This is a genomic window from Flavobacterium fluvii, assembly GCF_900129545.1.
Taxonomy (GTDB): Bacteria; Bacteroidota; Bacteroidia; order Flavobacteriales; family Flavobacteriaceae; genus Flavobacterium; species Flavobacterium fluvii.
In genome coordinates this window covers 388,285-401,705 of the sequence record NZ_FQWB01000001.1, presented here as the reverse complement: position 1 = coordinate 401,705, position 13,421 = coordinate 388,285, and the positions used below count along the sequence as shown (strand labels likewise).

Below are 13,421 nucleotides of genomic sequence, written 5' to 3'. Positions count from 1 at the left end.
AGATTAGAATAGGAACTAACCACAAAAGCCAACAACAATAAACTGAAAAAATAAATTATGGATTTAAAAGACCAACTTAAATTAATTGCTGATCGAACAAAACACAAAGAGAATATTCAAACCGAAGAAGCTACTAAAAACGCATTCATAATGCCTTTTTTGCAAAGTTTAGGTTATGATGTTTTTAATCCATTAGAAGTTGTGCCTGAATTTGTTGCAGATATTGGGATTAAAAAAGGTGAGAAAATTGATTATGCAATTTTTAAAGATGGAAATCCAACAATTTTAGTTGAATGTAAAGATTGGCGACAAAATTTGAATGTTCACGATGGACAGCTTTTGAGATATTTTCACGTTTCAAAAGCAAAATTCGGTTTATTGACAAATGGAATTGTTTATCGGTTTTATTCGGATTTAGTAATGCCCAATAAAATGGATGAAAAGCCATTTTTAGAATTTAATATTACCGAGATTAAAGACAACCAAGTTGAGGAATTGAAAAAATTTCACAAAGCCAATTTCGATGCTGAAAGCATTGTGAATACGGCTAGTGAAATGAAATTCATGAATGAACTCAAACATTTATTGAACAAAGAACTTACAGAACCAACTCCAGAATTTGTAAAGCATTTTGCGAAACAAGTTTATCCAAGTGTTGTAACTGCAAAAGTTTTGGAGCAATTCACAGAATTAACAAAAAAATCTATTCAACATTACATTAGTGATTTAATTACTGATAGATTGAAGAATGCATTGTCGAAAGAAGACGAGAAAAATAAACCTGAAAGTTCGAATGAAATTTCAGCTGAACAAAATCTGGAAGATATAAGCAAAGTAAATACGACTGATGAAGAACTTGAAGGGTTTTTAATTGTAAAGACTATTTTACGACAAAATATTCCAGCAACTAGAGTAACATATAGAGATGCGCAATCTTATTTTGCTGTTTTCCTTGATGATAATAATCGAAAAGCTGTTTGCCGATTATATTTAAACGGTGGGAAGAAATTTATTGGATTATTTGACGAAAATAAAAAAGAAACAAAAAATGAAATAGCAACTTTGGATGATATTTTTAAATATTCTTCAGAACTGTTGAAGGCTATTGAAATGTACGAAAAGTAAAAAACGATATTTTTTTTCTATGGTTTGAATTGCCTTTGGCTTTAGCCAAAGGTTTTTTTGTAGAATTTATAGGCTTTAATGATTAAGATTTAAAAACTATAGAAAGTTATAAATCTTTGTACTACTTTTAATGCTGATTAATCAGAAATCAAAATGCAAAGACCATCATTTTCTATATATGACGCATCCGCAGGTTCCGGAAAAACCTATGCACTTGTCAAAGAATACCTGAAAATCATTCTTGTTGCCCATAAAAATGATGCCTATCGCAACATTCTCGCCATTACGTTTACCAACAAAGCGGTTCACGAAATGAAAAGCAGAATCGTGGGTAATCTATCCGAATTTGCGAAAGATGAACCGAGCCAAAAAGCACAAGATTTAATGCAGGATTTGGCAAAAGAAACGGAACTTTCCATCATTCAAATCAAAACCAAATCGCAGCAAATCATCAAGCATATTATTCACAATTATGCCGCTTTTGATATTTCTACCATCGATAAATTCACGCACAAAGTAATTCGGGCTTTTGCCCACGATTTGGGTTTGCCGATGACTTTTGAAGTCACATTGGATACCGAAAATTTGCTCATTGAAGCCGTTGATGCCATTATTGCCCAAGCAGGTGAAGATGAAACCTTGACAAAATTGCTCATCGATTTCACGATGGAAAAAACCGATGACGACAAATCTTGGGATATTTCTCGCGAGATTCTCGAAACGGGGCGTTTGGTTCTCAATGAAAACAATCGAAATGAAATTACCCATTTTCAGGACAAATCCATTGCCGAATTTGTCGAGATAAAAAACAAACTCGCCGAAGCCTGTAAAGTTTTGGAAAAAGAAAACACAGGATTTGCTGAAAGTGCTTTGCTATTAATTGATAAAAACGGAATCGATACCAAATCCTTTTCTGGGGGTTATTTTCCAAAACATTTGCAAAGCATCCAAGAAGGAAAATTTAATCCAAAAAACAAAACCTACCACGAATTTGAAGATATAAAAATCAATAAAACGGCTAAAGACGGCGCTTTAATTGAAAACATCATTCCAGAATTATTGCAAATTCTCGATACGATTTATAAAAACTTCGAAAAGCGGGATTTCTACAAAGCTTTCCTGAAAAACATTACGCCATTATCTTTGCTGAATACTGTTAGTAATGAATTGGCAAAAATTCAGGAAGAACAAAATGTACTTTCTATTTCGGAATTCAATGCTATTATTCATCGTGAAATTCAGAACCAGCCGGCACCTTTTATTTATGAAAGACTAGGCGAGCGTTACCGTCATTTTTTTATTGACGAATTCCAGGATACTTCCGAAATGCAATGGCAAAATTTGATTCCATTAATTGACAACGCCACGTCCAGTGAAATTGATGGCGAAAAAGGAACTCTGATGATTGTGGGAGATCCGAAACAATCTATTTACCGTTGGCGTGGCGGAAAAGCAGAACAGTTTATTGAGTTGAGTAAAGACCATAATCCGTTCAATAATCCTGAAAAAGTTTTAGAACATTTAGACAAAAATTACCGTTCTTATTCGCAAATAATAGAATTCAACAACGACTTTTTTCAATTATTGTCCAGTGAATTTGAACACGAAGATTATAAAGATTTGTATGCCAATCACAGCCATCAAAAAAGCAACGACAAAACAGGTGGTTGTGTCAATATTTCTTTCATACCAAAAATAGAAGAAAGCGAAGACGATGAAGAAGCATTGGACAAAACGGAATTGTATTTATTGGCGACTTTAAACACGATTCAAAAAGTAAAACAACAAGGTTTCGAATACAAAGATATTGTCATCTTGACCAGAAAACGCAGTCACGGAATTGCTGTTGCCAATTATTTGACCGAGCAGAGAATTCCGCTTTTATCGTCGGAAACCTTGATGATTCAAAATGCCACTGAAGTTCGATTCATTATTCATTTATTGAAATATTTAAAAAACAGCTCTGATTTAGAAGCGAAAGCTCATTTTCTGCATTATGTTGCCGACAATATTCAGGATAAATTACCTGTTCACGATTTCATTGCTCAGGGAATGGATGAGAAAAAGGAATCTGAATTTGAAACTTGGCTAACGAATTTCGATATTACGCTTTCGTTTCAGGATATTCGGAAAAAGTCGCTTTATGAATCGGTGGAGCTTATCGTTTCGAAATTTCTTCACTCCCAAAAGGGGAATGCTTATATTCAATATTTTCTAGACATTGTTTTGGAAAGAGATGTACGCAACCAAGCAGGAATTTCAGATTTCTTGAATTACTGGGACAAAAACGCAGAGAAATTCAGCATTCCGTCTCCCGAAGGTAAAAATGCGGTTCGAATTATGACTATTCACAAATCAAAAGGATTGGAATTTCCGGTCGTGATTATGCCTTTTGCCGATGAAGATTACAGTCGCAGTCCAAAAAACAAGTTGTGGATTGATGCTGAAGCAGATGATTTTGGTTTGCCTAAGGTTTTGGTGGACAACAGCAAAGCAGTGGAAGGTTTTGGAGAAGCTGCGAAATCGGTTTATGTCCAGAAATCTCAGGAAGAATTATTAGATAACATCAATGTTTTGTACGTGGCTTTAACTCGTGCCGAAGAGCAATTGTATGTGATTTCGAATATGAATTTAGACTCCAAAGGTGTCGCGAAAAAGAACAATATGTCTACTTTTTTCATTGATTTTTTGGTTAACAAAGGTGAATTTGACGAAGAAAGATTGGAATACACATTTGGGAATCCAATCAAATTATCTTTTGAAAGTGACAAAACAGAAGATGTTCAGCAGATTCAGTCCGTTGTCGAAGTTTTGAATCCAAAAAACATCAAAATTGCACAACGAGAATCGGTAATGTGGGGAACGCATCAACAGGAAGCCATCGAATACGGAAATGTAGTTCACGAAATTCTGTCTTTTGTAAAAACTAAAGGCGATGTGGATTTGGCAATTACAAAAGCTGTAGAAAGCGGATTGATTAAGGTGAATCAGAAGAGTTTGGTTTTCAATTCTATTCAGGAAATAGTTAATCATCCGGAACTCTCGGTTTGTTTTGAAGAGGGAAATGAAGTCTTGAACGAACAAACCATTATTCAAAAAGAAGGTAGAACCATCAAGCCAGACCGAATGGTTTTAGCTAAAAACAAGGAAGTTTTTTTATTGGATTACAAAACAGGAACTCATAATCCCAAATATCAATTGCAATTGGAAAACTACCAAAAAGCCATTGAGTTGATGGGGTATAAAGTGGTGAAAAAATCGCTTATATATATAGGAGAACAAATTAATGTGGTAAATTTGTAAAATAGCAGGATAATAAACATCTAAAAACATTAATTCTCTAAATTTTTAATATGTACGGAAAAATACAAGAGTACTTGCAATCTGAACTTCAAACTATTGAAGCTAGTGGTATTTTTAAAAAGGAAAGAATTATTACTTCGCCGCAAGGGGCTGAAATCACTATTTCGACGGGAGAAACGGTTTTGAATTTTTGTGCCAATAATTATCTTGGACTTTCATCACATCCCGAAGTGATTCAAGCAGCCAAAGATGCGATGGATACACATGGTTTTGGAATGTCGTCGGTACGGTTTATTTGCGGAACGCAGGATATTCACAAAACCTTGGAAAAAAAGATTTCGGATTTTTATGGAACCGAAGATACTATTCTGTATGCAGCGGCTTTTGATGCCAATGGAGGAGTTTTTGAGCCATTATTAAATGAAAATGACGCTATAATTTCGGATAGTTTGAATCATGCCTCCATTATCGATGGAGTTCGTTTGTGCAAAGCGGCACGATATCGTTATGAAAACAGTAATATGGAAGATTTGGAACAACAATTAATAAAAGCTAATGAAGCTGGAGCTCGTTTCAAACTGATTGTGACTGATGGTGTTTTCTCTATGGACGGAGTTGTTGCTCCGTTGGACAAAATTTGTGATTTAGCCGACAAATATGATGCAATGGTCATGGTTGATGAATGTCATGCTGCAGGATTTATAGGTGCAACCGGAAAAGGTACAATCGAGGCAAAAGGCGTAATGGGACGAGTAGACATAATTACTGGAACATTAGGGAAAGCACTTGGTGGTGCAATGGGTGGATATACTACAGCCAAAAAAGAAATTATTGAAATGTTACGTCAACGTTCCAGGCCTTATTTGTTTTCGAATTCATTGGCGCCGGCAATAGTGGGAGCTTCCATCAAGGTCTTTGAGTTGTTGGAAAAAGACACGACACTTCGAGATAAACTGGAATGGAATACCAATTATTTCAAGACAGGAATGAAAAAAGCTGGGTTCGATATCGTTAATGGAGATTCTGCAATTGTTCCCGTAATGCTTTATGATGCAAAGCTGGCTCAAACTATGGCAAATAAGTTGCTGGAAAAAGGGATTTATGTTATAGGTTTCTTTTTTCCAGTGGTGCCAAAAGACAAAGCCAGAATTAGAGTGCAATTATCGTCTTCTCACACAAAAGAACACCTTGATAAAGCAATTGATGCTTTTGTTCAAGTTGGAACGAATCTAAATGTTATTTAATCTGCATTTTTTTGTATTTTTTTTAACTTTTCGTTTTGTAGTTAAAAAATTACACGTTATATTTGTAAACTAAAAATAGTAATCTAACAAAATTAAGTATGAAACATCTTAACAAACTTTTATTTGCTGTAATGATGCTGATGACAATAAGTTCTCAGGCACAAGACAGTAACAATCCATGGGCATTGTCTTTTGGAGTGAATGCAGTTGATACACGAGCTAGTGCTGGTGGAGGGAAAAACTGGCTAGACGCACATTTTTCTCAACCATTCAATATTAGTGAAAACTGGAATATTCTTCCTTCTGTATCTTATATTAGCGTTGCTAGATCAGTTGGAAATAATTTTTCTGTTGGACTTCAAGGGTCTATAAACAAAATAGACAAATTTGTTGTTTTTGATCCTACTGCGCCGGGTCATAATTCTAGTGGATATGTAGTTGTTAATCCTGGAGATTTAATGTATTATGGTATTGATGCAAACGTTAAATACAGCTTCAAGAGTTTAATAAAATCTAAAGTAATTGATCCTTCTCTACGTGTTGGTGGAGGTTATACTTTCTTTGGAGATAATAGTTATGGAACTGTTAATCCAGGAGCTGGTTTGACTTTTTGGTTTACTGAAAATGTTGGTTTAGCTTTAGAAACAACTTACAAAAAATCATTTGGAGATAGAAATGCTGCTGGAGATATTAATACTCCTGAAGCTCCATCACATTTCCAACATAGCGTAGGTATTACTTTCCAATTTGGTGGAAAAGATACAGACGGAGACGGAATTTACGATAAAGATGATGCTTGTCCAGAAGTTGCTGGTTTGAAACAATTCAACGGTTGTCCTGATACTGACGGTGACGGAATTATCGATGGAAGTGATGCTTGTCCAGATGTTGCTGGTTTAGCAGCTTTGAACGGTTGTCCTGACACTGACGGAGATGGTATTGCTGATAAAGATGATGCTTGTCCAGATGCTGCTGGTTCAGCTGCCTTGAAAGGTTGTCCTGATACAGACAAAGATGGTATTGCTGACAAAGATGACAAATGTCCTACTGTAGCTGGTCCTAAAGAAAATGGTGGATGTCCAATATTGGATGCTGACAAAGATGGTGTAGCTGACAAAGATGATGATTGTCCTACTGTAGCTGGTCCAATTAGCAATAAAGGATGTCCTGAAGTAACTGTTGAAGTTATTGAAAGCCTTAAAATTCAAGCAAGATCAGTTTTCTTTAATTCTGGTAAAGCTACTTTCAAAGCTGGAGATGCTGCAACAATAACTAGCTTAGACGCTATGAGAGAAATTCTTAAAAACTATCCAAATGCTAAATTCAGCATTGAAGGACACACAGATAGCGATGGTTCTGATAAATTCAACCAAAAACTTTCTGAAGACAGAGCTAATGCTGTTAGAAATGCCTTGATAGAAAAAGGAGTTAATGCTGCTAATTTAACTGCTGTTGGTTTTGGTGAATCTAAACCAGTTTCTACCAATAAAACTAAAGCTGGTAAAGCTCAAAACAGAAGAACTGAAGTTAGACACGTAGGTTCTATATACGAAGGTAAATTGTAATTTACTTTTAATAAATAATTTTAAAAAGCCATTCTTAATTGAATGGCTTTTTTTATTTTTATAAAATGACAAATACTTCTTTCTTAGATAAAATCGCAAAAGTTTTAATTGAAAATTATTCTGGAAAATTCTCCAATACCATTGTAGTTTTGCCCAACAAAAGAGCAAAAATATTTTTGGTAGAAGCGTTGAAAAAACAAGTGGACACTAATATCCTGTCTCCTGAAATTATTAGCATAGAGGAATTTATTCAGGACATTGCAAGTATTCGTAACATTGATCCAATAGAATTATTGTTTGAATTTTACGAAGTTTATTTATTAATTACCGAAAAACAGAATCAGCAATCGTTTGAACTTTTTGCCAATTGGGCCAAAACATTGTTGCAGGATTTTAATGAGATTGACCGTTATCTATTAGATCCGTCACACGTACTTTCTTATTTAAAAGACATTGAAGACATCAAGAAATGGGGAATTGAAGTGGAAAACAAAACCCAATTACTGGAAAATTACATTGATTTCTGGAAATTACTGCCCAATTACTACCAATCACTTTACAATCATTTGTTGAACAAAGGAATTGGCTATCAAGGATTGATTTATCGGGAAGCCGTAAACAATCTCAATCATTTTTCGGATTCCATAAAAGAGAAGCAATATGTCTTTGCGGGTTTCAACGCTTTGAATGAAGCCGAAGAACGTATAATTCAACATTTGATAGCTTCTGATCAGGCATCAATCTATTGGGATGTTGATCAAACCTTTTTAAACGATCCGTATCACGATGCGGGATTGTTTGTAAGACGTTTTAAGTCAAGTTGGAGACATTATAGGTCCAATCCTTTTGAATGGATTGTGGACGATTTTTCACAATCGAAAAACATTCAAGTTATTGGTACGCCAAAAACTATTGGTCAAGCCAAAATCGCCGGAAGTATCATTGAGAATATCATTATGGATAATCCAAATACTACACTCGACAAAGTGGCTGTAGTGCTTGGAGAGGAGAACTTGTTGGTACCACTTTTGTATTCATTGCCGTCGACTGTTGGCGCTTTGAATATTACGATGGGTTATTCGAGCAAGAACAATCCTGTGCAGATTTTGATAGCCAAATTGTTCAAAATGCACACGAATGCTTTGTCTCGAAATGCCAAAAGTTATGTGCTGTATTACAAAGACGTTTTGGATATTTTGACACATCCTTTGATGGAACCATTTGCAAAAACCAACAAATTGGTCAGCATTATAAATCAAAACAATTACACGTTTATTACCCATCAGAAATTGATGGAGCTGAATCCAAATCCGAGTGATTTATTTCTTTTGTTATTCCAAAAATGGGAGAATGGTTCGATGGCGGTTTTGGAAACTATTTCCGGTTTGTTGCTGGCAATTAAATCGAATTTGAGTAACGACAATGAGGAAGAAAAAATAACGAAAGCCTTTGTTTATGCTATTTTCAAGACCATCAATAAACTGATTAATTATTATTCGCAACATTCACATATCGATAAAATTGAAACGCTTTATGCGATTTACAAGCAGGTAATTGATTTAGCCGAAGTCTCTTTTGAAGGAGAACCTTTGAATGGCTTGCAAATTATGGGAGTTTTGGAAAGTCGTGTTTTGGATTTTGAAACGGTGATTGTCACTTCAATGAATGAAGGGAAATTTCCAGCAGGAAAATCGCAGAATTCATTTATTCCGTATGATGTAAAAAGGGAATTGGGTTTGCCAACTTTCAAAGAAAAAGACGCGATTTATACCTATCATTTTTATCATTTATTGCAACGTGCCAAGAATATTTATTTGATTTACAATACCGAAAGTGAAGGTTTGGATGCTGGTGAAAAAAGCCGATTCATTACCCAATTGGAAGTCGAAAAACAAGCCAATCACACGCTGACTCACGAAATTTATAATGCTATTTTACCCGAAACGGCTTATCAACCGATTGTGGTTCCAAAGTCGGAATCGGTAATGATACGGTTGAAGGAAATTGCCGAAAAAGGTTTTTCCCCATCGGCCTTGACGAGTTATATTCGAAATCCGATTGATTTTTATTTCCAAAAGATTTTGCGCATTAGCGAAGTCGAGGAAGTCGAGGAAAACATCGCCTTGAATACTTTGGGGACCATTATTCACGAAACGCTGGAAGCCTTATACACACCATTTATTGGAAAGTTTTTGTCCGAAAATGATATTTTAGGTTGTTTCAAATTGTTGGATGCCGAAGTCTTGAAACAATTTAAATTGGTTTACAAAGAAGGTGAAATCAAAAAAGGCCGCAATCTTTTGGCTTTTGAAGTGGCCAAGCGCAATGTTTCAAATTTTCTAAGAGTTGAATTAGAAAATATAAAGAATGGTGATGCGATAAAAATTCTTCATTTAGAAAAAGCTTGTGAAGAAATTTTGGAACATCCAAGGTTGCCGTTTCCGGTAAAAATTGCCGGAAAAGTGGACAGAATTGAAGAACGCAACGGTGTCATCCGAATTATCGATTATAAAACAGGGAAAGTTGAAAAGACAAATGTTACCTTGAAATCCTGGAAAGGTTTGACGGAAGAAATCAAAAACGATAAAATTATCCAGGTTTTGGCTTATGCTTATATGTATGAAAAGGAAGCTAACGGAAAACCGATTGAAGCGGGAATCATTTCGTTCAAGAATTTAAAATCAGGATTTCTGCCTTTTAATTTCAAAGATGGAAAAGAAGAAAACACAACAATTAATTCCGCTATTTTAAATGATTATCTGGAACAAATGGTTTTATTGTTGAATGAAATTCTGGATGAGACAAATCCATTTACCGAGAATGTTTAAATTCCTTTGAAAAATTCCAATAAAACGGTTTTTAATCCGTCTCGATTTTCAATGTGGCTCATATGTCCGTCGGGGAAAGAAACGAGTTTAACTGCAGTATTTTCTATTTGATCCAATGAATCGTTGTAGAGTAAAACAGGGTCTTTTTCTCCTAGAATCAGCATTTTTGGGTAAGGAGTAAGATGCAATAACACTTCCCGGTCTTTGCGGATTTTCATTCCTTCGAGCGAAGCAACAACTCCCTGCAAAGGCGTTTTTAAGGCTTCAGTTTTCACTTTTTCGATTTCGTCAATTAATCGTTCGCGATTGTCGGGACTAAAAAGATTGGCAATGGAAAGTCTAATGAAACTACTGTAATCTTTCTTTACCGCTTTTATGGCGCGATCTCGATTGGCTTTTCGTTCCTCGCTGTCGGCTTTGGAAGTGGAATTCAGCAAAACCAATCCTCTGACCTTTTCAGGATACAATTCGGCGAAAGCCAAAGCGACATAACCACCCATGGAATGCCCGACAAAAACCGCTTTTCGAATTCTCAATTTTGACAAAACAGACTGAACCGCTTCGGCATTGTCTTCCATGGAATGCACATAACCAAAGCATTCTGTTTCACCGTGACCCAACAAATCGATGGTGATTATGCGGTGTTTTTTGCTCAATTCTGAAACCAAATCCTGCCACATCGTTTGGTTTTCCAAAAAACCGTGAAGCAACACAACGGCATTGCCTTTTCCTGTATCGGAATAGGAGATTTTCGTGTTTTTATAAAGGATCTGATTCATCGTTGTAAACTTGGAGCAAAAATAAGGCTAAAATTTTTAAACCATATAAGTCATATAAGAAAAACTTTGATGACTTATATGGTAAAAACAAAACGGCTCACATTACTGCAAACCGTCTATTTTCTTTCCTCTATATTCTTTTTTCTAATTTAAGAATTCATCAAACTCTCAATTTCCTCAATTTCAATCGGGATATTTCGCATTAGGTTAAACGGCTCGCCAGTTTCTTGAACAACCACATTGTCTTCCAATCGGATTCCGAAACCTTCGGCTGGAATGTAGATTCCAGGTTCTACCGTGAAAACCATGTTGGCTTGCATCGGTTCGGTTAGTTTTCCGTAATCGTGGGTGTCGAGTCCCATGTGATGGGAAGTGCCGTGCATAAAATATTTTTTGTAGGCTGGCCAATCCGGGTTTTCGTTTTGCACGTCGGCTTTGTCCAAAAGTCCTAAACCAAGCAATTCAGAAGTCATTATTTTGCCCACTTCAATGTGGTATTGTTTCCAAAGTGTCCCTGGAGTCAGCATTTTGGTAGCTTCATTCTTTACTCGTAAAACTGCATTGTAAACCGCTTTTTGTCTTTCGTTATAACGACCAGAAACAGGAATCGTTCGTGTTAAATCGCTGGAGTAATTGGCGTATTCGGCGGCTACGTCCAGTAAAATCAAGTCCCCAGCTTTGCATTGTTGGTTGTTTTCGATATAATGCAACACATTGGCATTATTTCCCGAAGCGATAATGGGCGTGTAGGCAAAACCTTTGGAACGATTGCGGATGAATTCGTGAATCAATTCGGCTTCGATTTCGTATTCGGTTACGTTGGGTTTTACAAAAGGGAGTAATCTTCTGAAACCTTTTTCGGTAATGTTGCAGGCATTTTGGATTAAATCCAATTCTTCGGTTTCTTTAATTGAACGCAAACGTTGCAAAATAGGATTGCTTTTGGCTACAGCGTGTGCCGGATATTTTTCTTTCCACCATTTTACAAAACGGGCTTCGCGGGTTTCGGTTTCCACGGTGGCACGATAATGTTCGTTGGTGTTGATGTAAATCGTGTCGGAATACGTCATTAGTTCAAACAAAACTTTCTCGAAATCTTGCAACCAATGCACGGTCTTGATTCCTGAAACTTCAAAAGCTCGGTCTTTGGTCAGTTTTTCGCCTTCCCAAATGGCAATGTGTTCGCTGGTTTCTTTAAGAAACAACATTTCTCTTTGGTTTTCATAAGGTGCATCGGGGAAAAGCAGCAAGATGCTTTCTTCTTGATCAACGCCGGACAAGTAAAAAATATCGCGGTGTTGTGCAAAAGGCAAAGTGCTGTCGGCAGAAACAGGATAAATATCGTTGGAATTGAAAATTGCCACGCTATTTGGCTTCATTTGAGCCGTGAATTTGGCGCGGTTTTTAATAAAAAGTTGTCGGTCGATTTGATGGTATTTCATTTATGTAAAATTTATTTGTCAGCGATCATAAATGTTATCGCCTTTTTATTTATTGGTGTTTGCATACGCAAACTTCTATTTAGTGGCGATTTCATTGTAATTTATGTTTTATACTTCGAATACTCAAAAGTAAATACTTTGGAAACAAAAAAGGAAAAATAACATTTTAATTTTTGTTTGTTTAATAAATATTTTTTGAGTCGACAAAAATCATTGTTTTTGATTTGTTGGAATACGTATATCTTAAAAAATACGTAGTTATACGTAAAAATGATAAAAACATCTATTCAATAATGATGATTTGATAAAATTCTGAGCTGCTGGAAAGGCTTGATAGTCGCTTAAATGGTGAACTTTAGACTTATTATAAATAGAGTCAAAAAGGTTGTTGTTCCTTACTATTTTCTTTACTTTTGTCCAACTTTTATAAATAATTTATTTTTAATTTTTATGGCAAAATCTACGTTGTTGAAGTCGTCAATAGCCAAAAAAGTGGCTATGGCACTTTCTGGAATTTTCTTGATTTCGTTTCTCGCATTACATTTTTTTATTAATATGGTTTCGGTGTTTAGTGCAGATGCTTTCAATGAAATGTCTCATTTTATGGGTTATAATCCTTTAATCCAGTTTGTTATGCAGCCTATTTTAGTTGCAGGAGTTGTTTTTCATTTCATTATGGGGTTCGTATTGGAGCTAAAAAATAAAAGCGCAAGACCTATTGCTTATGTAAAATTCGATGGTGGGGCAAACTCAACTTGGGCATCAAGAAACATGATTATTTCTGGGTTGGTGGTGTTGGCATTTTTGGGATTGCATTTTTATGATTTCTGGGTTCACGAAATGGTTTACAAGTATGTGGAAGGAAATGCTATCGAAGAAACAAGATACTATGGTGAATTAGTAGCTAAATTTGAAAGTCCGGTTCGTACAGGATTGTACAGTGTTGCTTTCATATTATTGGCATTACACCTTTGGCACGGTTTCACGTCTTCTTTGCAATCCATAGGATTTGACAATAAAATTGGAAAATCATTGCATACAATCTGTTATTCATTTGCGGTAATAGTTCCAGCTGGATTTGTTTTCATTGCAATATTTCACCATCTTATTAATAATTAATATCAATCTATAAATG

8 protein-coding genes are annotated in these 13,421 nt (G+C 35.6%); 6 read left to right on the top strand and 2 right to left on the bottom strand.

What is annotated here, in order from left to right; translation table 11 throughout:
* Positions 1–57 precede the first annotated feature (57 nt).
* The 5 genes from BUC16_RS01665 to BUC16_RS01645 all read left to right on the top strand — a co-directional run bounded on the left by BUC16_RS01665 (position 58) and on the right by BUC16_RS01645 (position 10,065).
* Positions 58–1,125, top strand: a complete 1,068-nt coding sequence (locus tag BUC16_RS01665) for a type I restriction endonuclease (protein ID WP_073367449.1) — start codon at positions 58–60, stop codon at positions 1,123–1,125.
* Positions 1,126–1,278: 153 nt separating this feature from the next.
* Positions 1,279–4,428 (top strand): UvrD-helicase domain-containing protein, encoded by a 3,150-nt coding sequence (locus BUC16_RS01660; protein ID WP_073367447.1) that lies wholly within the window; start codon positions 1,279–1,281, stop codon positions 4,426–4,428.
* Between the two features lie 50 nt (positions 4,429–4,478).
* Complete coding sequence (kbl, locus tag BUC16_RS01655) at positions 4,479–5,672, top strand: glycine C-acetyltransferase (protein WP_073367446.1); 1,194 nt, start codon at positions 4,479–4,481, stop codon at positions 5,670–5,672.
* A gap of 98 nt (positions 5,673–5,770) precedes the next feature.
* Positions 5,771–7,237, top strand: a complete 1,467-nt coding sequence (locus BUC16_RS01650) for an OmpA family protein (RefSeq protein ID WP_073367444.1) — start codon at positions 5,771–5,773, stop codon at positions 7,235–7,237.
* A gap of 65 nt (positions 7,238–7,302) precedes the next feature.
* Entirely contained in the window at positions 7,303–10,065 is a 2,763-nt protein-coding gene (locus BUC16_RS01645; protein ID WP_073367442.1) for a PD-(D/E)XK nuclease family protein, read from the top strand.
* Here BUC16_RS01645 and BUC16_RS01640 read toward each other — a convergent pair.
* Both BUC16_RS01640 and BUC16_RS01635 read right to left on the bottom strand, forming a co-directional pair.
* Positions 10,062–10,844 carry an alpha/beta fold hydrolase gene (locus BUC16_RS01640; protein WP_073367441.1) on the bottom strand — a complete coding sequence of 261 codons (783 nt, stop codon included), beginning with the start codon at positions 10,842–10,844 and terminating at the stop codon, positions 10,062–10,064. The two genes, BUC16_RS01645 and BUC16_RS01640, sit on opposite strands and share 4 nt — an antisense overlap.
* Before the next feature lie 149 nt (positions 10,845–10,993).
* Positions 10,994–12,286 carry an aminopeptidase P family protein gene (locus BUC16_RS01635; RefSeq protein ID WP_073367439.1) on the bottom strand — a complete coding sequence of 431 codons (1,293 nt, stop codon included), beginning with the start codon at positions 12,284–12,286 and terminating at the stop codon, positions 10,994–10,996.
* Between the two features lie 450 nt (positions 12,287–12,736).
* Here BUC16_RS01635 and BUC16_RS01630 point away from each other — a divergent pair, with 450 nt between their 5' ends.
* Positions 12,737–13,405, top strand: a complete 669-nt coding sequence (locus BUC16_RS01630) for a succinate dehydrogenase cytochrome b subunit (RefSeq protein WP_073367438.1) — start codon at positions 12,737–12,739, stop codon at positions 13,403–13,405.
* The last annotated feature ends 16 nt before the right edge of the window (positions 13,406–13,421 follow it).